26 protein-coding genes are annotated in these 22750 nt (G+C 67.4%); 6 read left to right on the top strand and 20 right to left on the bottom strand.

Annotated elements, in window-relative coordinates; translation table 11 throughout:
* Positions 1–6: 6 nt before the first annotated feature.
* Together ACAD63_RS20450 and ACAD63_RS20455 are read right to left on the bottom strand one after the other, a co-directional pair.
* The gene (locus ACAD63_RS20450) at positions 7–675 is read right to left on the bottom strand and encodes an SCO family protein (protein ID WP_135704339.1); all 669 of its coding nucleotides are present in this window, start codon (positions 673–675) and stop codon (positions 7–9) included.
* A gap of 73 nt (positions 676–748) precedes the next feature.
* Positions 749–1531: an SURF1 family protein gene (locus tag ACAD63_RS20455; RefSeq protein ID WP_135704337.1), complete on the bottom strand. Its 783-nt coding sequence runs from the start codon at positions 1529–1531 to the stop codon at positions 749–751.
* Positions 1532–1648: 117 nt separating this feature from the next.
* Here ACAD63_RS20455 and ACAD63_RS20460 point away from each other — a divergent pair, with 117 nt between their 5' ends.
* The gene (locus tag ACAD63_RS20460; RefSeq protein ID WP_029046742.1) at positions 1649–1858 is read left to right on the top strand and encodes a twin transmembrane helix small protein; all 210 of its coding nucleotides are present in this window, start codon (positions 1649–1651) and stop codon (positions 1856–1858) included.
* Between the two features lie 123 nt (positions 1859–1981).
* On the opposite strand, the gene ACAD63_RS20465 is transcribed toward ACAD63_RS20460, so the two are convergent.
* The 8 genes from ACAD63_RS20465 to ACAD63_RS20500 all read right to left on the bottom strand — a co-directional run bounded on the left by ACAD63_RS20465 (position 1982) and on the right by ACAD63_RS20500 (position 8763).
* Positions 1982–2842, bottom strand: coding sequence for a cytochrome c oxidase subunit 3 (locus ACAD63_RS20465; RefSeq protein WP_133093609.1), 861 nt, complete (start codon positions 2840–2842; stop codon positions 1982–1984).
* Between the two features lie 141 nt (positions 2843–2983).
* On the bottom strand, positions 2984–3208 hold the full coding sequence (locus ACAD63_RS20470; RefSeq protein WP_133093608.1) for a DUF2970 domain-containing protein: 225 nt from the start codon (positions 3206–3208) through the stop codon (positions 2984–2986).
* Between the two features lie 9 nt (positions 3209–3217).
* Positions 3218–3850, bottom strand: a complete 633-nt coding sequence (locus ACAD63_RS20475; RefSeq protein ID WP_135704335.1) for a cytochrome c oxidase assembly protein — start codon at positions 3848–3850, stop codon at positions 3218–3220.
* Positions 3851–3867: 17 nt separating this feature from the next.
* Positions 3868–3999: a cytochrome oxidase small assembly protein gene (locus ACAD63_RS20480; RefSeq protein ID WP_209756341.1), complete on the bottom strand. Its 132-nt coding sequence runs from the start codon at positions 3997–3999 to the stop codon at positions 3868–3870.
* Between the two features lie 63 nt (positions 4000–4062).
* Positions 4063–5670, bottom strand: a complete 1608-nt coding sequence (ctaD, locus tag ACAD63_RS20485; RefSeq protein WP_135704334.1) for a cytochrome c oxidase subunit I — start codon at positions 5668–5670, stop codon at positions 4063–4065.
* Positions 5671–5708: 38 nt separating this feature from the next.
* Positions 5709–6962, bottom strand: coding sequence for a cytochrome c oxidase subunit II (gene coxB / locus ACAD63_RS20490; protein WP_133093605.1), 1254 nt, complete (start codon positions 6960–6962; stop codon positions 5709–5711).
* A 58-nt stretch (positions 6963–7020) separates the two neighbouring features.
* A complete protein-coding gene (locus ACAD63_RS20495) occupies positions 7021–7530 on the bottom strand; it encodes a DUF2244 domain-containing protein (protein WP_133094196.1) in 510 nt (169 codons plus the stop codon).
* 261 nt (positions 7531–7791) lie between these two features.
* Positions 7792–8763: a methyltransferase domain-containing protein gene (locus ACAD63_RS20500; RefSeq protein WP_240745918.1), complete on the bottom strand. Its 972-nt coding sequence runs from the start codon at positions 8761–8763 to the stop codon at positions 7792–7794.
* Between ACAD63_RS20500 and ACAD63_RS20505 the strand changes: the two genes are divergently transcribed.
* On the top strand, positions 8752–9594 hold the full coding sequence (locus ACAD63_RS20505) for a ComF family protein (protein ID WP_434033207.1): 843 nt from the start codon (positions 8752–8754) through the stop codon (positions 9592–9594). The genes ACAD63_RS20500 and ACAD63_RS20505 overlap by 12 nt on opposite strands.
* Before the next feature lie 62 nt (positions 9595–9656).
* Positions 9657–10127: a tRNA (uridine(34)/cytosine(34)/5-carboxymethylaminomethyluridine(34)-2'-O)-methyltransferase TrmL gene (trmL, locus tag ACAD63_RS20510; RefSeq protein WP_195430484.1), complete on the top strand. Its 471-nt coding sequence runs from the start codon at positions 9657–9659 to the stop codon at positions 10125–10127.
* Between the two features lie 71 nt (positions 10128–10198).
* Here trmL and ACAD63_RS20515 read toward each other — a convergent pair whose 3' ends face one another.
* The 5 genes from ACAD63_RS20515 to ACAD63_RS20535 form a co-directional block, all read right to left on the bottom strand.
* A complete protein-coding gene (locus tag ACAD63_RS20515) occupies positions 10199–11176 on the bottom strand; it encodes a Bug family tripartite tricarboxylate transporter substrate binding protein (RefSeq protein ID WP_135704328.1) in 978 nt (325 codons plus the stop codon).
* A gap of 39 nt (positions 11177–11215) precedes the next feature.
* Positions 11216–12232, bottom strand: a complete 1017-nt coding sequence (locus ACAD63_RS20520; RefSeq protein ID WP_434033208.1) for an NAD(P)H-dependent glycerol-3-phosphate dehydrogenase — start codon at positions 12230–12232, stop codon at positions 11216–11218.
* Between the two features lie 109 nt (positions 12233–12341).
* A complete protein-coding gene (gene secB, locus ACAD63_RS20525) occupies positions 12342–12860 on the bottom strand; it encodes a protein-export chaperone SecB (protein WP_029046730.1) in 519 nt (172 codons plus the stop codon).
* Positions 12861–13040: 180 nt separating this feature from the next.
* Positions 13041–13298, bottom strand: coding sequence for a glutaredoxin 3 (gene grxC, locus ACAD63_RS20530; protein WP_133093599.1), 258 nt, complete (start codon positions 13296–13298; stop codon positions 13041–13043).
* A 103-nt stretch (positions 13299–13401) separates the two neighbouring features.
* Complete coding sequence (locus ACAD63_RS20535; RefSeq protein WP_133093598.1) at positions 13402–13815, bottom strand: rhodanese-like domain-containing protein; 414 nt, start codon at positions 13813–13815, stop codon at positions 13402–13404.
* A gap of 191 nt (positions 13816–14006) precedes the next feature.
* On the opposite strand from ACAD63_RS20535, the gene gpmA reads away from it, so the two are divergent.
* From gpmA to ACAD63_RS20550, 3 genes are all read left to right on the top strand, one after another.
* A complete protein-coding gene (gene gpmA, locus ACAD63_RS20540) occupies positions 14007–14753 on the top strand; it encodes a 2,3-diphosphoglycerate-dependent phosphoglycerate mutase (protein ID WP_133093597.1) in 747 nt (248 codons plus the stop codon).
* 201 nt (positions 14754–14954) lie between these two features.
* Positions 14955–16544: a S41 family peptidase gene (locus ACAD63_RS20545; protein WP_434033209.1), complete on the top strand. Its 1590-nt coding sequence runs from the start codon at positions 14955–14957 to the stop codon at positions 16542–16544.
* A gap of 119 nt (positions 16545–16663) precedes the next feature.
* Complete coding sequence (locus ACAD63_RS20550) at positions 16664–17428, top strand: HesA/MoeB/ThiF family protein (protein WP_133093595.1); 765 nt, start codon at positions 16664–16666, stop codon at positions 17426–17428.
* A gap of 21 nt (positions 17429–17449) precedes the next feature.
* Here the strand turns inward: ACAD63_RS20550 and mnmH are convergent, their stop codons facing one another.
* The 5 genes from mnmH to ptsP all read right to left on the bottom strand — a co-directional run bounded on the left by mnmH (position 17450) and on the right by ptsP (position 22737).
* On the bottom strand, positions 17450–18553 hold the full coding sequence (mnmH, locus tag ACAD63_RS20555) for a tRNA 2-selenouridine(34) synthase MnmH (RefSeq protein WP_434033210.1): 1104 nt from the start codon (positions 18551–18553) through the stop codon (positions 17450–17452).
* Positions 18554–18564: 11 nt separating this feature from the next.
* On the bottom strand, positions 18565–19611 hold the full coding sequence (gene selD, locus ACAD63_RS20560; RefSeq protein ID WP_434033211.1) for a selenide, water dikinase SelD: 1047 nt from the start codon (positions 19609–19611) through the stop codon (positions 18565–18567).
* A gap of 197 nt (positions 19612–19808) precedes the next feature.
* Positions 19809–20288, bottom strand: a complete 480-nt coding sequence (gene bfr / locus ACAD63_RS20565; RefSeq protein WP_133093592.1) for a bacterioferritin — start codon at positions 20286–20288, stop codon at positions 19809–19811.
* Between the two features lie 127 nt (positions 20289–20415).
* Positions 20416–20721 (bottom strand): (2Fe-2S)-binding protein, encoded by a 306-nt coding sequence (locus tag ACAD63_RS20570; protein ID WP_165971445.1) that lies wholly within the window; start codon positions 20719–20721, stop codon positions 20416–20418.
* Positions 20722–20946: 225 nt separating this feature from the next.
* On the bottom strand, positions 20947–22737 hold the full coding sequence (ptsP, locus tag ACAD63_RS20575; RefSeq protein WP_434033212.1) for a phosphoenolpyruvate--protein phosphotransferase: 1791 nt from the start codon (positions 22735–22737) through the stop codon (positions 20947–20949).
* Positions 22738–22750 lie beyond the last annotated feature (13 nt).

The raw sequence follows: 22750 nt of genomic DNA on the forward strand, positions 1-22750 counted from the left end.
TTCCCCTTAACCGATGCGCGAGACCTTGAGCAGCTTCTTCAGGTCGCCGCTCAGCTTCTTGGGGTCCGGATCCTGCGGGAAGCGCATCATCAGGTTGCCGAGCGGATCCACCAGGAAGATGGTGTCCTCGGCACGCTTGCCCGGCTCGGCCGGCAGCCATTGCTGCGCCACCTGGTGGTCGATGCGCAGGAAGCGCACGCCGGCGTAGGGCTCGTTGTAGGCGGTGCTCAGGCGCTCGTCGATCTTGCCGTCATCGGTGATCAGCCACACCGGCACGATGCGCTCGCGGTCCTGGCCTTGCCCGGCGCGGATCTGGCGGATGGTGAAGAGCTTCTTTGCGCAGGCCTCGTCGCACGCGGACGGATCCGCCGTCACCAGCAGCCACTTGCCGCGGTACTGCTCCAGCGGCACGGCGTTGCCTTGCTCGTCGGTGACGCGCACCGGCGGCATCGGCCGTTGTGGATCGACCAGCGCGCCGTAGTTGGTGGCGCCGCCCCTGGGCTTGATGACGTAGTAGGTGAAATAGGAGGCGATCACCGGCGAGGCGCACACCAGCAACAGCATCAGCATCTGCAGGCGGCCACGGCGCGTGCGCGCGTCGATGCGGGGATCCTGCGGCGAGGCCGACATCGCGGGAGGCCCGACGGGTGCCGGGGCGGAGTCTTGCTGTGACATGGGAGTACGTCTGTCCTTTTTCATCTGCAGTCAGGCCCGTCCGGGAACCTGCCCCGGTCGTGCTGCCATCCGTTCATGCGTTGTTGCGGGCCGCGGACGATACCGCGCGCCGGCGCGTGCGCCAGCCCAGCACCGCCACCAATACCACCGTCAGCGCAGCCAGGCCGAACCACTGGAAGGCATAGCCATAGTGCCGGTCCGCGCCCGCATCGGCCGGCGCCCAGTCGCGAGCGAGGCCGTCGCCGGTATCGCTGCGCTGCGCGACCACCAGCGGCTGCAGCGCCAGCCCGGTTTCGGCGGCGTAGTCGGCGATTTCCAGGTTCTGGCGGATCTTGCTGCCGGCCTCGGCGCTGGCCGCCTGGCCCAGGCCATAGACCCGCGGCACGGCCGCCAGTGCCGTGCCTTCGATGGTCACCTCGCCGTCGGGCGTCGGAAAGGGCGCGATCCGGGTGCGGTCCTGCGCATCGCGCGGCAGCCAGCCGCGCAGCACCAGCACCGCCCGCGTGGCGCCGGCACCGTCCTGTGCCGGACTAATCACCAGCGGCGTGACCACCAGGAAGCCGGCACGGCTGTCGCCGCTGCGCCCGCCGGCGCCGTGGGGGCGATTATCCAGCAATACGGTGCGGGCCGTGTCGAACCGCCCCGTGACCCGCACCCTTCGATCCGTCACAACTTGTGACAGCGGCGCGGTGCCCAGTTCCACCGGCGGCTGTGCCGCCAGTGCCTGCAGCCGCGCGGCGCGCGCCTCTTTCTCGTGCGCGCGGTTGAGCTGCCAGTTGCCAAGCGCAGCGGTCACGGCAATCACCACCAGCGCGGCGGCCAGCGGCAGCACGCCGAGTAGGCGGCCTGCCTTCATTGCGCCGACATGCCCGGCGGCATGCATGCGGGGCCGGTGCGATAATGTGCCGCACCGTCATCCATCGCGGCCACTACTACGAGACTGCGGCAAGCTCCGCTGCCAACCCGCCCCGCCATGCGCTTCGTCATCATCGTCGCCTTCATCCTGATCATCGCCAGCCTGGCCTCCGCCCTGTTCTTCATGATGCGCGACCGCGGCAAGACGCCCAACATGATGCGCTCGCTGATGCTGCGCGTGGGTTTTTCGGTGGCGCTGTTCCTGTTCATCCTGTTCTCGAGCTGGATGGGCTGGATCCATAGCACGGGCATCCGCATGGCGCCCTGACGGACCGCATGGCTTGAGGCCAATGCAAACGACAAACGCCGCAGGCTGCCGGGCCTCCTGCGGCGTTTCTCCTTTGCGTTGGCGCCGGCACCCCGCTGCGGGGCGGCCGGCGGGTATGGCAGCTTACAGCCAGTACACCACGACGTAGAGCAACAGCCACACCACGTCAACGAAGTGCCAGTACCAGGCGGCGCCTTCGAAGGCAAAGTGGTGATCCGGCGTGAAGTGGCCCTTGAGCACGCGGCCCAGCACCACCGCCAGCATGATCGCGCCCATGGTCACGTGGAAACCGTGGAAGCCGGTCAGCAGGAAGAATGTCGAACCGTAGATGCCCGAGGTCAGCTTCAGGTTCAGGTCCTGGTAGGCGTGCATGTACTCGTACACCTGCAGGCACATGAAGATCGCGCCCAGCAGGATGGTCAGCACCATGCCCTGGATCAGCTGGTTGCGCTTGCCGGCCAGCAGCGCGTGGTGCGCCCAGGTCAGCGTCACGCCCGACATCAGCAGCAGCGCGGTGTTGATGGTCGGGATCGGCCACGGGCCCATGGTCTGGAACGATTCCACCACGCCGGCCGGCCCCAGGTTGGGCCACACCGCGGCGAAGTCGGGCCACAGGATCTTGTTGTTCAGGTCGCCCAGCCACGGCATGGCGATGGCGCGGGCATAGAACAGCGCGCCGAAGAACGCTGCGAAGAACATCACCTCGGAGAAGATGAACCAGCCCATCGACCAGCGGAACGAGATGTCGATGTTCTTGCCGTACATCCCGCCTTCGGATTCGCTGATGGCGTCGCCGAACCAGCTCTTGAGCACGAACAGGAACCACAGCAGGCCGAAGACGCACAGGTACGGCGCCCAGGATTGCCCGTTCACCCAACCGGCGGCTCCGGCACCTGTCATCAGCAGGCCGAAGCTTGCCGTGATCGGGTGGCGCGACGGGCCCGGTACGAAGTAGTACGGAGCGTTTGCGCGATTCGCACTCATTCTTTTATCTCCAGCTCAGAGTCTTTGATTCAGTATTCGTTATCCGTGCCGGTTTTCCCGGGGCCGCCCGCCTCCTGTGGACGGCCCCGTCGGCGCGGTTGTTTTTCTGCGACTGCCTTGTTGTCTACCCTTCCTGCCTTGCTACCCTGCCGCCTGGCTGACCACCATCCGGACGATGACGACCAGCACCGCGATAAACACTGCCGCGGCGATCAGCCCGGCGATGACCACATGCACCGGGTTCAGCCGCGCCATGTCGCGCTCGTGCTCCGCGCCCTTGCGCAGGCCGATAAACGACCACAGCACCGCGCGCATGGTCTGCGCGAAGGACATCTTCCGTTTGGCGGCGTCCTTGAGTTCGTCCATCGCGCCCCCTTAGCTGCCCTTGCCCGCCGGCGCCGTCGCCGGTGTCGACAATTGGCCTTCGGGAGCCTGCGCCACCGGTGTGCCCACCTCGAAGAAGGTGTACGACAGCGTAATGCTCTTCACATCCCTGGGCAGCGCGGGGTCGATCACGAACACCACCGGCATCTCGCGCGCCTCGTTCGCCTTGAGCGTCTGCTGCTTGAAGCAGAAGCACTCCAGCTTCTTGAAATACTGGGTCGCCTGCTTGGGGGCGTAGCTCGGGATGGCCTGCGCGGAAATATCGCGCGACTGCCCGTTGGCCACCTCGTAGACGATGGTCATCATCTCGCCCGGATGCACTTCCATGCTGTTCTTCACCGGACGGAAGGCAAAGGGCCCGCGCGCGTTGGAGTCGAACTCCACCGTGACCGTGCGGCTCTTGTCGACCTGCGTGTTCTTCACCGAACCGCCATGCAGCTCGCGCGTGGTCACCACGTTGATGCCGGTGATGTCGCAGATCTTCTTGTACAGCGGAACCAGCGCATAGCCGAAGCCGAACATCACGGCGACGATCACCACCAATCGCACCATCATGCCGCGGTTGAAGCGCTTGTCGGCTTCCCGCGCTTCCTGCGCTTCCCTGCCCTGCTGGTCGACGCTCATCTCGCTACCCTGCCACCTCAGCCAAGGAACACCATCTTGGCGAAGAACCCCAAAAAGAAAACCACCACGATCGACAGCAGGATCAGGCCAAGGCGCCGGTTGGCGGCCTTCGGGTCCGGGTGTGATGGGTTTTTGTCTGGAGCCTGCATGTTGTGTGACTGGCTGGCGTGGGGGGGGGCCTTGACGCCACCACGCCTGGTTACGCTGGCCGCTTAGCGAACCTGCGGGGGCACTTCAAAGGTGTGGAACGGCGCCGGCGACGGCACGGTCCATTCCAGTCCTTCGGCGCCTTCCCAAGGCTTGTCCGCGGCCTTCTCGCCGCCACGGTACGACGGCAGCACCACGAAGAAGAGGAAATACACCTGCATCAGGCCGAAGCCGAGCGCGCCGATCGACGCAATCGCGTTGAAGTCGGTGAACTGGGTCGGGTAGTCGGCATAGCGGCGCGGCATGCCGGCCAGGCCCAGGAAGTGCATCGGGAAGAAGGTCACGTTGAAGAAGATCAGCGAGCCCCAGAAGTGGACCTTGCCGCGGGCTTCGTTGTACATGAACCCGCTCCACTTCGGACCCCAGTAGTAGAAGCCCGCGAACAGCGCGAACAGCGAGCCGGCCACCAGCACATAGTGGAAGTGCGCCACGATGAAGTAGGTGTCCTGCAGCTGGATGTCGATCGGCGCCACCGCCGGCATCAGGCCGGTAAAGCCGCCGATGGTGAACACGAAGATAAAGCCGATCGAGAACAGCATCGGGGTCTCGAAGGTCATCGAGCCGCGCCACATCGTCGCGATCCAGTTGAAGATCTTCACGGCGGTGGGCACCGCGATCAGCATGGTCGCGTACATGAAGAACAGCTGGCCGGTCACCGGCATGCCGGTCGTGAACATGTGGTGGGCCCACACGATGAACGACAGGATGGCGATCGAGGCGGTGGCGTACACCATCGAGCTGTAGCCGAACAGGCGCTTGCGGGCAAACGCCGGCACCACCTGCGAGATGATCCCGAATGCCGGCAGGATCATGATGTACACCTCGGGGTGGCCGAAGAACCAGAAGATGTGCTGGTACATCACCGGGTCGCCGCCGCCGGCGGCCGAGAAGAAGCTCGTGCCGAAGTGGCGGTCGGTCAGCACCATGGTGATGGCGCCGGCCAGCACGGGCATCACGGCGATCAGCAGGTAGGCGGTAATCAGCCAGGTCCAGCAGAACATCGGCATCTTCATCAGCGTCATGCCGGGGGCACGCATGTTGAGGATGGTCACGATGATATTGATCGAGCCCATGATCGACGACGCGCCCATGATGTGCATCGCGAAGATGGCCATGTCCATGCCCGCGCCCATCTGCACCGACAGCGGCGCGTACAGGGTCCAGCCGGCGGCGGTGGCGCCGCCCGGGGCGAAGAACGAGCCGGCCAGCAGCAGCGCGGCCGGAGGCATCAGCCAGAAGCTGAAGTTGTTCATGCGCGCGAACGCCATGTCGGACGCGCCGATCTGCAGCGGGATCATCCAGTTGGCGAAGCCGACGAAGGCCGGCATGATCGCGCCGAACACCATCACCAGGCCGTGCATGGTGGTGAACTGGTTGAACAGCTCGGGGCGGAAGAACTGCAGGCCCGGCTCGAACAGCTCCAGGCGGATCAGCAGCGCCAGCAGGCCGCCCGACAGCAGCATGATGAACGAGAACAGCAGGTACAGCGTGCCGATGTCCTTGTGGTTGGTGGCGAACAGCCAGCGGCGCCAGCCATGCGGGTGATCGTGCGCGTGGTCGTCATGCGCATGATCGTGCGGATGGGCGAGTGCGTCCGGGGTAGCAGTACTCATCGCAAATGCTCCTCTAATCCTGTTCTGTCTTCAGCGGGTCAGCCTGCAACGCGGTTGCCCGCGAGGCTGGCCTGCTTGGCGCCGGGCTTGGCGTCGGCCTTGGGGGCTTCGCCGCCGGCCGCGCCGCCGCCTTCGGGGAACTTGCCCGCGCGGGCACCCACGAAGTCGCTCGGCTGGATCACTTCACCCGTCTTGTTGCTCCAGGCGTTGCGCGTATAGGTCATGACCGCCGCCAGCTCGGTGTCCGACAGCTGCTTCCACGACGGCATGCCGCCCTTGCCTTCCAGCAGGATGTGCATCTGGCCGGCCTTCGGGCCATTGACCATCTTGGAGCCGTCCAGCGCCGGGAAGGCGCCGCCGCCCTTGCCGTTGGGCTGGTGGCAGACCGCGCAGTTGGCGGCGTAGACCTTCTCGCCACGCACCTTGGATTCGTCCAGCGTCCAGGTCTTGTTGGGATCGTCGGCCTTGGCCATCAGCTCTTTTTTCTTGCCGTCGACCCACTTGGTGTAGTCGGCATCGGAAACCACGCGCACCACGATCGGCATGAAGGCGTGTTCCTTGCCGCACAGCTCGGCGCACTGGCCGCGGTACACGCCGATTTTCTCGGCCTTGAACCAGGTGTCGCGCACGAAGCCGGGGATCGCATCCTGCTTGACGCCGAAGGCCGGGATCATCCAGGCGTGGATCACGTCGTTGGCGGTGGTGACGATGCGGATCTTCTTGTTGACCGGCACGACCAGCTCGTTGTCCACCTCCATCAGGTAGGTGTTGCCCTTGGGCTGCTCGTTGTTGATCTGCTCGCGCGGGGTGGTCAGGGTCGACACGAAGGAGATGCCCTCGCCTTCGCCCTTCAGGTAGTCATAGCCCCACTTCCACTGGTAGCCGGTGGCCTTGATGGTGATGTCGGAGTTGGTGGTGTCCTTCATCGCGACCACGGTCTTGGTGGCCGGCAGCGCCATCGCGATCACGATCAGGAACGGGACGATGGTCCAGACCACCTCGACCGTGATGCTCTCGTGGAAGGAAGCGGGCTTGGAGCCCTTGGCCTTGCGGTGCGTGAAGATGGAATAGAACATCACGGCGAACACCGCGACGAAGATCACCGTGCAGATGATCAGCATCATCCAGTTCAGCCAGTGAATCTGTTCGGCGATCTTGGTAACGGGCTCGGTCAGGTTGAGCTGGCGCACGGCGGGGCCGCCGGGCATGTCGCTGACCGCGAACGCCGCGTGGCTGGCAAGCAGGGACGCACCTGCCAGACAAGCTGCGGATGCCTTCTTCCACATTTTCATTTGTTATCTACCCAATTTACAGATTCAAATCTGTCCCCGCCGCCGCCCCTGCCCCCTCTCAGAGGTGGCGCAAGGCCGCTGCGAGCTCCTGCGCGAACTTGCGCCGCCGGTACGGGTCCACGTAACACCCCACCTGTACCTCACGCCCGCCCGAGCGCAGCGTCACCAGCGCGCGGAGCGATTCACCCAGTTCGACCCGCACCCAGCGCGGGTTGAATTCGTGGCGCGTCACCTGCGTGCCGCTGGCTGTCTCCACGACCAGCATGCCGTCGGTAATGCTGACGCGCTCATAGTCTGTCGCATGGCGCGCATACACAAGCAGGGCGATCCCCAGCCCGGCCAACTCGATGCTGGCAAACGGCAGCACGAGCCAGGACCCTTGCCACGCGAAAAACAGCGCGATGGCAAGCGAGACAGTGAGGATCGAGAGGTAAAACCAGCCGACCTGGCGTGGACTCAGCGAGCAATTCCGCTTCATCAGCCAGTCGTGGGGCGCGGGGAGAGGTCCGTCGTGATTTCCGCCGGAGTCACCACCTGCCGTCTGGAATGCGATACCCAAGTCTTGCATCGCCAACCACTCTGCATCGGATGCACACCCGGGACGATGGCGCCCGGGCTGCACAGTGCAGGTGCAAAACCAGGACGTTCTTGTGCCAGGGGACCACTGCGACAAACTGGCGCATTATAGGGCGCTTCCCATACACGGACAAGGGCGGTCCTTGACCATGGCGCTTGCGCGCCGCTCTATTCTGTGCATGGGAAATAGCCCGGGATGCCGCGCCAGCCCTCGCTCTGCGGCAATCTGTCGCACGCGCAAGTTAACTCTGTTTTAACCTGCCCGACGCGGCTTTGCACGCCCGATCTGGTCCAGCGGCACCACGGCGCGGCCCTGGTCGTCGAGCGCCTGTCCACCGCGCGCCGGCAGCTTCCACGCATGGCCGTAGACGATCTCGAAGGTCAGCGGGATCACCCCGTCGGCGTTGCGGCGCCGCTCCAGCGCCTGCGTCAGGGCCTGGTACCAGCGCCGGCCGCGCAGGCCTTGCGGCAGCGCGCCGGCAGGGCCGCGCAGGCCGCCGAAGGCCTGCACCTCGCGCAGCAGCGTGGCGGGCGACTCGTAGGTCACGGTCAGCGTTTCCATGTCCATCACCGGCGTGGACCAGCCGCCGTGGACCAGCATGTCGCCAATGTCGTGCATGTCGACAAAACGCAACGTATGGGGCGCGCCGTCGACTTCGGCGAAGGCCGCGCGCAGCTCGCCAAGGGTGTCGGGGCCGAACAGCGAGAACAGCACCAGCCCTTCGTCGCGCGTCACACGGTGCCATTCCGGGAACACGCGGTGCGGCTCCGGATGCCAGTGCAGCGCCAGGTTGGACCACAGCAGGTCGAAGCTCGCGGGCGCAAACGGCAGTGTGGCAAGATCGCCCTGGACCAGGTCGAACAGCGGCCGCTTGCCCAGCATGCGGCCGAGCCAGCCCGGGCGGCGCTGCGGGTCGCGCTGGCCGGCTTCGGCCAGCATCGCCCCGGAGATGTCGAGGCCGGCAATCTGCGCATCCGGGAAGCGGGCGCGCAGCGCCGCCAGCCCCTGGCCATGGCCGCAGCCGATGTCCAGCGCACGCCGCGGCGCCAGCCGGATCACCTCCATGCGCTCCTGCATGCGGCGGCCGATCTCGCCCAGCAGGAAGTCCAGCTGGCCGAAATGGCGGCTGCGCCGGTCGAAGGCGAGCCGGGTCAGGCGCGCGGGCGGCAGGAAGGCATCGTTACCAGCGGAGCTATCGGGGAGATCGGCGGCATGCAGGGACACGGACAGGCAGGGCAGCAAGAAAACCAGGAACCGGCGCGCGCGCCGGACGAACGCGGCCGCCGCGCCCGATGGGCCGCGGCCGGACGGCAAGTATACGCGCGCGCCGCGATGGGCGCCGGGAAGGCTCTCGGCGCCGTCTGGCGGGCCGCTGTGCCCGCGCTGCTGCCAAGCGCCTGCGCGCTATGCGGCAGCGTGCAGCGGGATGTGGTGTGCGCACCCTGCGCGGCCGACCTGCTGCGGCCGGTACGGCGCTGCCCTGTGTGCGCGCTGGCGCTGGGCCGCCATAGCGGCTGCGCGGCCTGCGCCGCCATGCCGCCGGCGTTCGACCATGCCTGCACGCTGGGTGACTACGCCAGCCCGCAGGACAGCCTGGTGCTGTCGCTCAAGTTCGGCCACGCGCTGCCGCTGGCCGACTGGCTGGCGGGCCGCCTGGCTGCCGCGCTGCCGGCGGCCTGGGCGGCGCAGCGGCTGGCGCCGCCCGACCTGCTCGCCCCGATCCCGCTGGCGCCGCAACGGCTGGCCGTGCGCGGCTTCAACCAGGCCTGGGAAATCGCCCGCCCGCTGGCGCGCCGGCTCGGCCTGCGCGCCGACCCCGTGCTGCTGCGGCGCCGGCGCGATACCGGCAGCCAGCGCGCGCTGGACCTGGCCGCGCGGCAGGTGAACCTGCGCGATGCGTTCCGGCTGACGCGGCCCGCGCGGCTGGATGGGCTGCATGTGGCGCTGGTGGACGACGTGATGACTTCCGGCGCGACGCTGCATGAGGCGGCGCTTGCGCTCAAGGCGCACGGCGCGGCACGCGTCAGCGTGATCGTCGCGCTGCGTACGCCCTAGCCCGGATGACAGCGCCCGGTGCGCGCGTTAAGCTGCGCACCGTTCTCAAGAAGCTCCGCATCATGTTCAACGTCGTCCTGGTCGAACCCGAAATCCCGCCCAATACCGGCAATGTGATCCGCCTGTGCGCCAACACCGGCGCGCAGCTGCACCTGGTGAAGCCGCTGGGATTCCCGCTGGAAGACGCGCGCATGCGCCGCGCCGGGCTGGACTACCACGAGTACGCGACCATGCGCGTGCACGAGAACTGGGACGCGCTGATGGCCAGCGAGCAACCCGATCCCGCGCGCATGTTCGCGCTGACCACGCGCGGCTCGACGCCGTTCGGCCAGGTGGAATTCCGGCCGGGGGACTGGTTTGTGTTTGGCTCGGAAACGCGCGGGCTGTCGCCGCAGCGGCGCGAGTGGTTCCCGCCCGCGCAACGCATCCGGCTGCCGATGCGGCCGGACAACCGCAGTCTCAATCTGTCGAATACGGTAGCGGTGGTGGTGTTCGAAGCGTGGCGGCAGAACGGGTTCGCGGGCGGCAGCTAAGCCGCTTGTTTGCTCGCCTCTCCCGCGCGCGGGAGAGGCGAGCACGCAACCGGTGATTCAAAGCTGCGTGGCTACTCCGGCTGCACGCCCGCGGCCCGGATGACCTTGTCCCAGCGCGCCTTCTCGCTGACCATGGTCTGGCGCAGCGACGCCGGCGCCGTCCCGGCAGGCACGAAATACTGCGCCCGCATCTTGTCGCGCACGTCGGCGCTGCCGATGATCGCCACCAGTTCACGATATAGACGATCGATCACCGCCTGCGGCGTACCGGCGGGCGCCAGCACGGCCTGCCACGAGATCGCCTCGAAGCCCGGATAGCCCGATTCCGCCACCGTCGGCACCGAGGGCAGCACCGCGGTGCGGCCGGTGGTCGTCACCGCCAGCACGCGCAGCTTGGCCGCATTGACCTGCGGCATCGCGATGGCCGGCACCATGAAGCCGGCCTGCACCTGCCCGCCCACCATCGCCGTCGTGACCTGCGGGAAGCCGGGATACGGCACGTGCTGCAGGTCGATCCCGGCCATGGCCTTGAGCTGCTCCATCGCCAGGTGCGACGCGCTGCCGTTGCCGGGCGAGCCATAGTTCAGCGCGCCCGGTTTCGACCTGGCCAGCGCGACAAATTCACGCAGGCTATGCACCGGCAGCCGCGCGTCGACCACCAGCACATTGGGCGAGGTAGCCACCAGCGTCACCGGGGCGAGCTGGCGGAACGGGTCGTAGTTGAGGTTGCGCGACAGCGTGGGCGCGGTGACCAGCGGTCCGTTGATGGTGAACAGCAGGGTATAGCCGTCCGGCGTGGCACGCGCCACCATGCCGGTCCCGATATTGCCGCCGGCGCCGGGCCGGTTGTCGATCACCACCGGCTGGCCCAGCGCGACAGCCAGCTTCTCGGTGACGATGCGGGCGATCAGGTCGGGCGATGAGCCCGGCGGGAACGGCACCACCATGCGGATGGGGTGCGCGGGCCACGGTTGCGCCAGCACGCCGGCAGACGCGCAGGCAGCGCACGCGGCGGCAAGCGCGATCAGCGCGTGTCGGCGGGTAGGCATGCGGAAAATATCTTCAGGAGCATTGGAGCGCGCGCGACGTCATTCATCGCGCGCATCGCGCTGGAGCAACTGCGCGACCGCATCGGCGGCACTCAGGCCATCGAACAGCACCGCGCACACCGCGCGCGCGATCGGCATCTCGACGCCGTGCGCGGCGGCCAGCTCGGCCACCGCCTGCGCGCAGCGCACGCCTTCGGCGACGTGGCCCAGGCCGGCCAGGACCTGGTCCAGGCTCTGCCCGGCGGCCAGTTGCTGCCCGACCTTGCGATTGCGCGACAGGTCGCCGGTCGCGGTCAGGATCAGGTCGCCCACGCCGGCAAGCCCCATGAAGGTCTCGACCCGTCCGCCCAGCGCCAGCCCCAGCCGCGTCATCTCGGCCAGCCCGCGCGTCACCAGCGCGGCCCGCGCGTTCAGGCCGAGGCCAAGCCCGTCGCTGGCCCCGGTGGCGATCGCCAGCACATTCTTGACCGCGCCGCCGACCTCGACGCCGGTCAGGTCGTCGCTGCCGTAGATGCGCATGGCGTGGTGGTGGAAGGCCCGCTGCGCCCGCTCCGCCAGCGATGGCACGCTGCCCGCCACCGTCAGCGCGCACGGCAGGCCCTGCGCGACTTCGCGCGCGAAGCTGGGACCGGTCAGCACGCCATAGTCGAAGCCTTCGGTGCGGCCGGCGGCGTCCAGTTCGGCGCGCACCATCTGGTGCGGCAGCAGGTGCGTGCCGGCCTCGAAACCCTTGCACAGCCACAGCATCGACACCGGCTGCGCGCTGCGCGTGGCCAGCCGGCGCGTCATTTCGCGCAGCCCGGAGACCGGCGTGGCCACCACCACGATGCCGTCCGGGTCGTCCGCGGCATGGGCCACCGCTTGCTCGAAATCGGCTTGCACCGCCAGCCGCCCGGACAGCTTCACGCCAGGCAGGTAGGCCGCGTTTTCACGCGTGGCGGCGATGGCCGCCAGTTGCGCGGCATCGCGTCCCCACAGCACCACGTCATTGGTGGCCGCGGCATGGCTGGCGAGGGCAGTGCCCCAGGCACCGGCACCGAGAAAGGTCAGTTTCATGGCAGCTCGATCGGAGAGATGATCGGAGAGATATCAGGCGCTGGAACATGCGCACAAACAAAACGGGGCCGCAGCCCCGTTCCGTAGCATGGCGCGGCAGGCCGCTCGCTTAGTGGCGAGCCTGGCTGCCGTCGGGCATCACGATGCCGCTGTTGCCGCCTTCGGCCGCCTGGGCTTCCTGCATGGCCGCCTGCAGGCGTTGCTCGTACAGCGCCTGGAAATTGATTTCCGACAGGTGGATGGCCTGGAAGCCGGCGCGGGTGATCACGTCGGCGATATTGCCGCGCAGGTACGGGTACAGGATGGTCGGGCAGGCAATGCCCAGCAGCGGGTCCAGCTGCTCCACCGGCACGTTGCGGATATCGAAAATGCCGGCCTGGTGCGCTTCCACAAGGAATGCCACCTTGTCCTGCACCTTGGTCGTCACGGTGCCGGTCACGACCACCTCGAAGATGCCTTCCTGCAGCTGCGAAGCGCCGACGTTGACCTGCACTTCCACCGACGGGGCTTCCGATTCCAGGAAGATGCCGGGCGAATTGGGCTGCTCCAGCGACATGTCCTTCAGGTAGACGCGCTGGATGTTGAAGAAGGGTTGATCGTCCTGCTGGGTGTTTTGCTGGTCGCTCATGAAAGGCTTCCGGGAGGATGGGCGTTGGGCGCGGCGGCGGCAGCGCCCGCGAGGCGCAAGGACTGGCCGGTGCCCGGTTGGAAAAGTGGAAAGCGCATATGGTACATGACGCGGGTGGCGATTTCACCCGCGCCGGCGCCCGGCCGGCCAGGAATCAGAGAGTTCTGACCGGCAGCGCGATCAGGCCGCCAGCAGCGACACCAGGCCGCCCTTGCGGTCCAGCGCCGAAAGGTCGTCGAAGCCGCCCACATGGGTCTCGTCGATGTAGATCTGCGGCACGGTACGGCGCCCGGTGCGCGACATCATCTCTTCGCGCTTGCCCGGTTCGCGGTCGATCAGGATCTTCTCGATCGTCTCGACCCCGCGGGACTTGAGCAGGCGCTCGGCCATGTTGCAATACGGGCACACCATGGTGCTGTACATGACGACGCGGGCCATGCGGGTTCTCCTTCAATACGAATGCGGCGCGCCTGGCGAACCGGGCGCACTGTGATGGATGCGGCGGAATTGCCTGCGGGATCCGGGGCTTGCTTAGCCGGGCTTACTTGACCAGCGGCAGACCTGCCTGCTGCCAGGCGGCGATGCCGCCCTCGAGCGCATAGATCTCACTGTAACCGGCTTCCTTCAGCGCTGCCTGGGCCTTGCCCGAGCGCTGGCCATTCTGGCATACCACGATGATGGGGGCCGTCTTGTCCTTTGCAAGACCCGCTGCGCGCGACGCCAGGTCGGCCAGCGGGGCGCTCTTGGCCTGCGGCAGGTGGCCCTTGGCATACTCGGCGGGCTCGCGGATGTCGACCACGACGGCGCCACGCTTGTTGATCAGCTGCGTGGCGGCGGCCGTATTGACGGACTTGGCGCCGGTGCTGCGCGAGATCGCAGGCCAGGCCAGCAGGCCGCCGGAGACCACGGCCAGGGCGATCAGGGCGAGGTTGTTGTAGTCGGCAAAGAAATTCACGTTGGCTTTCCGGTAGGTTGGGTCGGCGGCATTATAAAATACGCGGTTTGGCGTCCGGGCCCCTGCCGCAGCGGGCCACCCGTCATTGTCGCCTGTCCGAGACATGGGACACCCATGGAGAACTTCGGCGCACTTCGGACCAGGTGACGGCGCGGACGCACGCAGGTTACCTACTCTCTGGAAGCAGCAGCATGTACAAGCTCGTCCTTATCCGCCACGGCGAATCCACCTGGAACCTTGAAAACCGCTTCACCGGCTGGGTCGACGTCGACCTGACCGAAACCGGCGCCGCCCAGGCCCGCCAGTCCGGCAAGCTGCTCAAGGAAGCCGGCTTCGACTTCGACATCGCTTACACCTCGGTGCTCAAGCGCGCCATCCGCACCCTGTGGCACGTGCAGGACGAAATGGACCTGATGTGGATCCCGGTGCGCAACGAATGGCGCCTGAACGAACGCCACTACGGCGCGCTCGCCGGGCTGAACAAGGCCGAGACCGCCGCCAAGTTCGGCGACGAGCAGGTGCTGGTGTGGCGCCGCAGCTATGACACGCCGCCCCCGGCGCTGGAGCCGGCCGATCCGCGTGCCTCGTTCGACGATCCGCGCTACGCCAATGTGCCGCGCAACGAGATCCCGCTGACCGAGTGCCTGAAGGACACGGTTGCCCGCGTGATGCCGCTGTGGAACGAATCGATCGCTCCCGACATCAAATCCGGCAAGCGTGTGGTCATTGCCGCGCACGGCAACAGCATCCGCGCGCTGGTGAAGTACCTGGACCAGATTTCGGATGACGATATCGTTGGACTCAACATCCCCAACGGCACCCCGCTCGTGTACGAGCTGGACGCCGACCTGCGCCCGATCCGCCACTACTACCTGGGCGACCAGGAAGCCATCGCCGCCTCGCTGGCGGCCGTGGCCAACCAGGGCAAGGCGCGCTGACGCCCGCCCGGGCAGCCGTGCCGGCGCTGGTGCGCCGATGTGCGGCCGCCCACCCTGAACCGGGACGTGGCAGGTCCGTTTCCCCGCACGCCCTTATACTGTCGGACACAGGCGCCCCGCTAACCCGGTCTCCCCGGCGCCGGGCGCCCGCAGCCGGCATAATCCCCATACGTACAATCCGTACACGTTCAGGCAGCCCTCATGCGCAAGACGCTCAAGAACATCAGTCTAGTTTCTGTCGGCCTCGTCGCCGGCGTGCTCGCCACGCTGCAGATCTCGGCGACCGCACAGAACTCATCGGGCCCCCTGCCGCTGGACCAGTTGCGGCTGATGGCCGATATCTTCGGGCAGATCAAGCGCGAATACGTCGAGCCGGTCGATGACAAGAAGCTGCTGACCGAGGCCATCAAGGGCATGGTCGCCAGCCTCGACCCGCATTCGTCCTACCTGGACGAGAAGGATTTCAAGGAACTGCAGGAAGGCACCCGCGGCCGCTTTGCCGGCCTCGGCATCGAGATCTCGCAGGAAGAAGGCCTGGTCAAGGTGATTAACCCGATCGAGGACACGCCCGCGTTCCGCGCCGGCATCCAGCCGGGCGACCTGATCACCCGCATCGACGACAAGCCGGTGCGCGGCCTGCCGCTGGAGCAGGCGGTCAAGCGCATGCGCGGCGAGCCGGGCACCAAGGTCACGCTGACCATCTACCGCAAGAGCGAGGAACGTACCTTCCCGGTCTCGATCACGCGCGCCGAGATCCGCGTGCAGTCGGTCAAGGCCAAGATGCTCGACAACAATATCGGCTGGGTGCGCCTGACCAGTTTCCAGGAACGTACCGTTGCCGACCTGTCGCGCAAGCTGGCCGACCTGGCGCAGAAGAACCCCAACATGAAGGGCCTGGTGCTGGACCTGCGCAACAACGGCGGCGGCGTGCTGCAGGGCGCGGTCGGCGTGGCCGCGGCCTTCCTGCCGGAAGACTCCACCGTGGTCTCGACCAACGGCCAGGTGCCCGATGCCAAGCGTACCTACAAGGCGTCGTACAACAACTACCGCCTGTCGTCGCTGGAAGACGATCCGCTCAAGAGCCTGCCCGCGCTGTACAAGAAGATCCCGATGGTGGTGCTGACCAACGCCTACTCGGCCTCGGCTTCCGAGATCGTCGCGGGCGCGCTGCAGGATCACCACCGCGCCCAGATCATGGGCAAGACCACGTTCGGCAAGGGCTCGGTGCAGACCGTGCGGCCGCTGACCAACGACACCGGCATCAAGCTGACCATCGCGTACTACTACACGCCGAGCGGCAAGTCGATCCAGGCCAAGGGCATCCGCCCGGATATCCCGGTCGACCAGAACCCCGAGGGCGATCCGGACGACGCGCTGATCACGCGCGAGATCGACACCGAACGCCACCTGCACAACAAGCAGGAATCGGAAGAGCCGGAAATGACCGAGCGCGAGCAGCGCCGCGTCGAGGAACTGCGCCGCCTGGAAGAAGAGAACGCGAAGAAGTCGCCGGAAGAGCGCGAGAAGGAACGCCGCAAGAAGCCGGTTGAATTCGGCTCCGCCGACGACTTCATGCTGCAGCAGGCGATCGCGCAGCTCAACGGCCAGCCGGTCAAGCGTTCCAAGTCAAAGCTGGAAACCAACCCGCCGGCTGACAACGGCAAGGCGGCGAAGCCGAAGGGCGGCGCCAAGCCGGCCGCCAAACCCGCTGCTCCGGCCCCGGGCAAGCAGCCACCGGCGAGCGCGCCGATCGGCGAGCCGCTGGGGACGCCGACCGGCAAGGCGCCCTAAGGGGGGTTCCTCCCCTCTCCCGCTGAGGGAGAGAGGGAGAACACCTTGCTTAGGCTAGCTCGGGCGGCTTGGGAGCACCCAACACCGCGCTCCTCTTCTGCCTTGTTCCGGATTTCATCATGAGCGACGACGGCCTCAACGACGAACAGCTGCTGCGCTACTCCCGGCACATCCTGCTGGACGAACTCGGCATCGAAGGCCAGCGGCGCCTGCTGGCCGGCCACGCGCTGGTGATCGGCGCCGGCGGCCTGGGCGCCGCCGCGCTGCCCTTCCTGGCCTCGGCCGGCGTGGGCCGCATCACCATCGTCGACAACGACGAGGTCGACCTGACCAACCTGCAGCGCCAGATCATCCATACCACCGCCAACGTCGGCAGGCCCAAGGTCGACTCGGCGCGCGAAGGCATGCTGCGCATCAACCCGGGGCTGGACATTGTCACGGTGCCGGCGCGCGTGGGCGATGCGGAGCTGGAACAGCTGGTCGCCTCGGCCAGCGTGGTGCTGGACTGCTGCGACAACTTTGCCACGCGCCAGGCGGTCAACCGCGCCTGCGTGCACCACAACGTGCCGCTGGTGTCGGGGGCGGCGCTGCGCTTCGACGGCCAGATCAGCGTGTTCGACCGGCGCCAGCCCGAAGCGCCCTGCTACGCCTGCCTGTTCCCGCCGGCAGAGCCCGCGCCCGAAGTGGCCTGCGCCACCATGGGCGTGTTCGCGCCGCTGGTCGGCATGGTCGGCACGGTGCAGGCGGCCGAGGCACTCAAGCTGCTGGCCGGCGTGGGCGAGAGCCTGGCGGGACGGCTGCTGATGGTCAACGCGCTGACGATGGAATGGACCACAATGCGGCTGGCGCGCACGCCGGATTGCCCGGTGTGCGGCGGGCACTGATCGCGCGAATGGGGCTGCCGCTCAGTCTTGCGGCGCCGCGTGCGCGAGCAGCCAGTCGGTGACCGCGGCGCGGTCGCCGCGGAACACGATGCGCGGCTCGCGCTGCGCGCGCTGGTAGGCATACATGGGATCGTAGTAGTCGCGCAGCAGGATCTCGATCCAGCCGCGGTGCAGCGCCACGTCGCCTGACCCGGCCTGCCGCGCCAGCGCCTGCTCCAGCAACGCCGACAACTTGCCGTAGCGCTCACCCCCGAGCCGCGGCGCGATCGCCGCCATGGCTTCGCGCAGGCGGGCGGAATAGGCGTCGAAACCCATGCCGTCGCCATGCCCGGCGACGAATTCCGCCGCCAGGTCCTGCACGTAGTCGCGCAGCACGCGCTCCACGCGTTCCTCGAAAGACGCCTCCAGCCACACCAGCGGACTGGCGTGCATGCGCTGCGCCAGCGCCTGCGGCACATCGCGGCTGCCGATAAAGCGGCCCTCGTCTTCCACCACCAGCGCGCGGAAGCGGGCCTCGATACGGCGCAGCACATCGATCGCCAGCGCGTTCTCGAAGTCCACCTGCGGCGGCTGCGCCTGCGCGCGCCGGCCAAAGGCCGAGCCGCGGTGCCGCGCATGGCCCTCGAGATCGAGCGCGGCCGGCACGTCGGCCAGCACGTCGGTCTTGCCGCTGCCGGTCATGCCGCCCAGCACCAGCCACTGCTGCGCGGCCGCCGCCTCGTCGAGGGTCGCGATCAGGAAGGCGCGCATCGCCTTGTAGCCGCCCGTCACGCGCGGGTAGTTGATGCCCGCGTCATGCAGCCATTGCTGCACCAGCTGCGAGCGCAGCCCGCCGCGGAAGCAATACAGGTAGCCGTCCGGATGCGCACGGGCAAAGTCCGACCAGCCGGCGATGCGCGCCGACTTGAGTTCGCCCGACACCAGCTGGTGCCCGAGCTCGATCGCGGCCTCCTGCCCTTTCTGCGCGTAGCACAGGCCGACGGCGTGCCGCTCGGCATCATCCATCAGCGGCAGGTTGACCGCGCCCGGAAAGGCGCCGCGCGCGAACTCCAGCGGCGCCCGCACGTCCAGCATCGGCACGCCGCTGAGAAACAGGCTGCGGAAGTCCGCGGTATCAGCACGCATGTCAGCCGGCCTCACACGACCTCGACGGCCAGCGCCGCACGCGCCACCATTTCGCCGATCGGCGTCAGCGACAGGCCGAGGCGCTGGCATTCGGCTGCGAACTCCGCTTCGCCGGCCAGCTCGACCGCCACCAGCAGCCCGCCACTGGTCTGCGGATCGCACAGCACCGCGCGCTGCGCCTCCGTCAGCGGCGTGATGCGGTGGCCGTAGCTGTCGAAATTGCGCTGCGTGCCGCCCGGCACGCAGCCCTGGCCGATGTAGTCGACCACGTCGTCGAGCACCGGCACCGCTGCGTAGTCCAGCCGCGCGGTCAGGCCGCTGCCGTCGGCCATCTCGACCAGGTGGCCGAGCAACCCGAAGCCGGTCACGTCGGTCATCGCGCGCACGCCAGGGAGGCGCCCGAAGGCACTGCCGGGACGGTTCGGCACGCACATCCAGTCGCGCGCGAGATTGCGGTTGTCGGCCCGCAGCAGGCCCTTTTTCTCGGCCGTGGTCAGCACGCCGATGCCCAGCGGCTTGGTCAGGTACAGGCGGCAGCCAGGCGTGGCGGTGTCGTTGCGCTTCATGTGGGCGCGCTCCACGATGCCGGTAACGGCCAGCCCGAAGATCGGCTCCGGCGCATCGATCGAATGCCCGCCGGCAAGGGGAATGCCGGCGTCGTCGCAGGCGCGGCGCCCGCCCGCCACCACCTCGCGCGCTACCTCGGGCGGCAGCACGTTGACCGGCCAGCCGAGGATGGCGATGGCCATCAGCGGGTCGCCGCCCATTGCATAGATGTCGCTGATCGCATTGGTGGCGGCGATGCGCCCGAAGTCGAACGGGTCGTCGACGATGGGCATGAAAAAGTCCGTCGTCGACACGACGCCCCTGCCGCTATCCGTGCCATCGAGCGCATACACCGCTGCATCGTCGCGCGAGGCGTTGCCGACCCACAGCCGCGGATCGAGATGCTGCGCGCCGCTGCCGGCGAGGATCACATCGAGCACTTTCGGGGAGATCTTGCAGCCACAGCCAGCGCCGTGGCTGTACTGGGTCAGGCGGATGGGACCGGTGGTCATGGTGGGCTCCGTCGCAGCGCGCCGACCGGGGAGGAGCCACTACCCGGCCAGGCACGCCTGGATGAAGAAAGGAATTGGAATGAGAAGGGTTACTGCCTACAGCCGAACAACGTGGCAGCGCCGGGTGGCGCCGCGCGGTGGGGCTGGCCGCCCTTGCAGCATACTGCAGCGGCGGCCCGGCCTGTGGGACGGACGGCTTACTGCTCGCCCGGCTCCATCTGCGACTGCAGGTAGTTCTGCAGGCCGACCTTGTCGATCAGGTCCAGCTGCGTTTCCAGGTATTCGATGTGTTCCTCGGTGTCGGTGAGGATATCGACCAGGATTTCGCGGCTGACGTAGTCGCCGACCGATTCGCAGTAGGCGATGCCTTCCTTGACGGTCTGGTGCGCGGTATGCTCCAGCTTCAGGTCGCACTTGAGCATTTCGGGCGTGTCTTCGCCCAGCAGCAGCTTGTGCAGGTCCTGCAGGTTGGGCAGGCCGTCCAGCATCAGGATGCGTTCGATCAGGCGGTCGGCATGCTTCATTTCGCCGATCGACTCCTTGTACTCGACGTCACCGAGCTTTTTCAGGCCCCAGTGGCGATACATGCGAGCGTGGAGGAAATACTGGTTGATCGCGGTCAGCTCGTTCTTGAGCTGGGCGTTCAGATGCTGGATGACCTTCTTGTCACCTTTCATTGGCGGCTCCTGTTGCATCGGGCCCGCGCAAAAACACGAAGCGGCGCCATTGGCGCCGCGTGCAGTCGGTGAGAATAGAAATGCGCAAAACGCGCCGTGAACTGACTTTCAGTTCACATGGGCGCGTTCAGGCAACCAGCGCCTTGCGCCGGTCGTTCGCGACTGCCGGGTCCCGAGTGTCCATTATGGTACATGGGCCCGACACGGAACAGGAAGAAATCTCCACAACCTGGATGCTGGCGAGAGAGGCCTTGGTGACGTTGCGCACTGCTGCAACGCCTTCCTGCAACACTTGCTGCGCGCAGTCGCGGCAGCGTCCGCAGCACGTGCCGACGCCAAGCGTCTCGGCCAGTTCGTCGAGGGTCTCGACGCCCAGGTGAGCGGCACCGTGGATCTCACGATCGGTGATCTGGTTGCAGATGCAGACGTACACAAGTCCCTCCGTTGGGGCGCGTGGCACCGGCATGCCACTGCGAATGAACGTCAGAATATCAGAGATCGAAAATGATAACAATTCCCATTAGCGACGTGGGAACGTCTCTTCACATCGGGTGGTAAAACTGCCTAAGGCGCGATAAGAAGGCGGCGAAAGCGGCACTCATTAACAGGCTCAAGTGTCTTTCCTGCCGCCTCGGAGGCTCGAAAAACCCTGACGTTGTCAGGGTCTGGCGATCTGGCTCAGCGCGGCCGCGAGGTCCTCGGGGTCATAGGCATTGAGCACCTGGTCGACCAGCGGCTCCAGGTGCTCGCAATTGGCGTGCAGGATCTCCTGCTTGACCCGCAGCAGCTGCGCCGGGTGCATCGAGAACTCGCGCAGGCCCATGCCCAGCAGCAGCCGCGTCATGGAAGGATCGCCCGCCATTTCGCCGCACACTGCCACCGGCACGCCGGCGCGGTTGGCCTCGCGGATGGTGCGCGCCACCAGCTGCAGCACGGCCGGGTGCAGCGGATCGAACAGGTGCGCCACGGCATTGTCGGCGCGGTCGATCGCCAGCGTGTACTGGATCAGGTCGTTGGTGCCGATGGACAGGAAATCCATCTTGCGCAGGAACAGTGGCAGCAGCAGCACCGCCGCCGGGATCTCGATCATGGCGCCGACCTTCATGCCGGGGTCGTACGGCTCGCCGCGCTCGTCCAGCTGACGCTTGGCCTTGGCGATCAGCGCCAGGGTCTGGTCGATCTCGCTGGCGTGCGCCAGCATCGGCACCAGCAGCCGCACCGGACCGAAGGCCGAAGCGCGCAGCAGCGCCCGTAGCTGGGTCAGGAACATGGTCGGCTCCGACAACGACCAGCGGATCGCGCGCAGCCCCAGCGCCGGGTTCAGCGCCGTCTCGAAGTCATCGCCGCGCCCGTCGCCGCGGCCATCGCGTCCGTCGCGGCCGTCTAGCGGCTTGTCCGCGCCGATATCGATGGTGCGGATGGTCACCGGCAGCCCGTGCATGGCATCCACCGCGGCGCGGTAGGCCTGGAACTGCTCGTCCTCGTCCGGCAGATCGCCACGCCGGTTCATGAACAGGAACTCGGACCGGAACAGGCCGACGCCCACCGCACCCGCAGACAGCGCCGCGCCGGCGTCCTCGGCCATCTCGATATTGGCCAGCAGCTCGATCTCGAGCCCGTCCAGCGTCACCGCCGGGGTATGGCGCAGCCGCTGCAGGCGCTTCTTCTCCAGCGCGCGCTCGCTCTGCCGGTGGCGGTATTCCTCCAGGATGATGGCGGTCGGGTCGACGATCACCAGCCCGGCATCGCCATCGATGATGATCCAGTCGTCCTGCCGGATCAGCTCGCTCGCGCACTGCACCCCAACCGCGGCCGGGATATCCAGGCTGCGCGCGACGATGGCGGTGTGCGAGGTGCGCCCGCCCAGGTCGGTGACAAAGCCGTGGAACACGGTGTGGCGGAACTGCAGCATGTCGGCCGGGGCGATGTCATGGGCCACCACGATCACGCCCGGCGCCGGCTCGCCGTCCGCCGCCAGCGCCGGCACCGGCGCGGGCACCAGCACGGGGGCGCCGGCCAGCGCCTTCAGGATGCGCTCGACCACCTGCTGGATATCGGCCTTGCGCTCGCGCAGGTATTCGTCTTCGATCTCGTCGAACTGGCGCATCAGTTCTTCGAGCCGCGTGGTGAGTGCCCACTCGGCGTTGTAGCGGCGGCCCCGGATCAGCGCCTCGGGCTCGCGCGCCAGCGCCTCGTCGTCGAGGATCATCGCGTGCACGTCGAGGAAGGCGCCCATCTCCTCGGGCGCGTCGCGCGGCAGGTCGCGCTTGAGCGCCGCCAGTTCCGCGCGCACCGCCGCGCGCGCGGCGCGCAGCCGTTCGACTTCGGCATCGAGCTGGTCTTCATCGACCAGGTAGTGCGACACGTCCAGCGCCGCGGGCGCGAGCAGGTGCGCGCGCCCGATGGCGACGCCGCGCGAGACCGGGATGCCGTGCAGGGCGAAAGGCATGTACCGCTCCGTC

The organism is Cupriavidus sp. a3, from assembly GCF_051015765.1.
Taxonomy (GTDB): Bacteria; Pseudomonadota; Gammaproteobacteria; order Burkholderiales; family Burkholderiaceae; genus Cupriavidus; species Cupriavidus oxalaticus_A.

Bases quoted from the DNA above. Each gene is read 5' to 3' on its own strand.
- ACAD63_RS20505 (WP_434033207.1), top strand. From the start codon at position 8,752: ATGCAGGGACACGGACAGGCAGGGCAGCAAGAAAACCAGGAACCGGCG.
- ACAD63_RS20520 (WP_434033208.1), bottom strand. From the start codon at position 12,232: ATGAAACTGACCTTTCTCGGTGCCGGTGCCTGGGGCACTGCCCTCGCC.
- grxC (WP_133093599.1), bottom strand. From the start codon at position 13,298: ATGGCCCGCGTCGTCATGTACAGCACCATGGTGTGCCCGTATTGCAAC.
- ctaD (WP_135704334.1), bottom strand. From the start codon at position 5,670: ATGAGTACTGCTACCCCGGACGCACTCGCCCATCCGCACGATCATGCG.
- ACAD63_RS20550 (WP_133093595.1), top strand. From the start codon at position 16,664: ATGAGCGACGACGGCCTCAACGACGAACAGCTGCTGCGCTACTCCCGG.
- secB (WP_029046730.1), bottom strand. From the start codon at position 12,860: ATGAGCGACCAGCAAAACACCCAGCAGGACGATCAACCCTTCTTCAAC.
- gpmA (WP_133093597.1), top strand. From the start codon at position 14,007: ATGTACAAGCTCGTCCTTATCCGCCACGGCGAATCCACCTGGAACCTT.
- ACAD63_RS20450 (WP_135704339.1), bottom strand. From the start codon at position 675: ATGTCACAGCAAGACTCCGCCCCGGCACCCGTCGGGCCTCCCGCGATG.
- ACAD63_RS20480 (WP_209756341.1), bottom strand. From the start codon at position 3,999: ATGCAGGCTCCAGACAAAAACCCATCACACCCGGACCCGAAGGCCGCC.
- coxB (WP_133093605.1), bottom strand. From the start codon at position 6,962: ATGAAAATGTGGAAGAAGGCATCCGCAGCTTGTCTGGCAGGTGCGTCC.
- ACAD63_RS20495 (WP_133094196.1), bottom strand. From the start codon at position 7,530: ATGCAAGACTTGGGTATCGCATTCCAGACGGCAGGTGGTGACTCCGGC.
- ptsP (WP_434033212.1), bottom strand. From the start codon at position 22,737: ATGCCTTTCGCCCTGCACGGCATCCCGGTCTCGCGCGGCGTCGCCATC.
- selD (WP_434033211.1), bottom strand. From the start codon at position 19,611: ATGACCACCGGTCCCATCCGCCTGACCCAGTACAGCCACGGCGCTGGC.
- ACAD63_RS20470 (WP_133093608.1), bottom strand. From the start codon at position 3,208: ATGGACGAACTCAAGGACGCCGCCAAACGGAAGATGTCCTTCGCGCAG.
- mnmH (WP_434033210.1), bottom strand. From the start codon at position 18,553: ATGCGTGCTGATACCGCGGACTTCCGCAGCCTGTTTCTCAGCGGCGTG.
- bfr (WP_133093592.1), bottom strand. From the start codon at position 20,288: ATGAAAGGTGACAAGAAGGTCATCCAGCATCTGAACGCCCAGCTCAAG.
- ACAD63_RS20475 (WP_135704335.1), bottom strand. From the start codon at position 3,850: ATGAGCGTCGACCAGCAGGGCAGGGAAGCGCAGGAAGCGCGGGAAGCC.
- ACAD63_RS20515 (WP_135704328.1), bottom strand. From the start codon at position 11,176: ATGCCTACCCGCCGACACGCGCTGATCGCGCTTGCCGCCGCGTGCGCT.
- trmL (WP_195430484.1), top strand. From the start codon at position 9,657: ATGTTCAACGTCGTCCTGGTCGAACCCGAAATCCCGCCCAATACCGGC.
- ACAD63_RS20465 (WP_133093609.1), bottom strand. From the start codon at position 2,842: ATGAGTGCGAATCGCGCAAACGCTCCGTACTACTTCGTACCGGGCCCG.
- ACAD63_RS20460 (WP_029046742.1), top strand. From the start codon at position 1,649: ATGCGCTTCGTCATCATCGTCGCCTTCATCCTGATCATCGCCAGCCTG.
- ACAD63_RS20545 (WP_434033209.1), top strand. From the start codon at position 14,955: ATGCGCAAGACGCTCAAGAACATCAGTCTAGTTTCTGTCGGCCTCGTC.
- ACAD63_RS20455 (WP_135704337.1), bottom strand. From the start codon at position 1,531: ATGAAGGCAGGCCGCCTACTCGGCGTGCTGCCGCTGGCCGCCGCGCTG.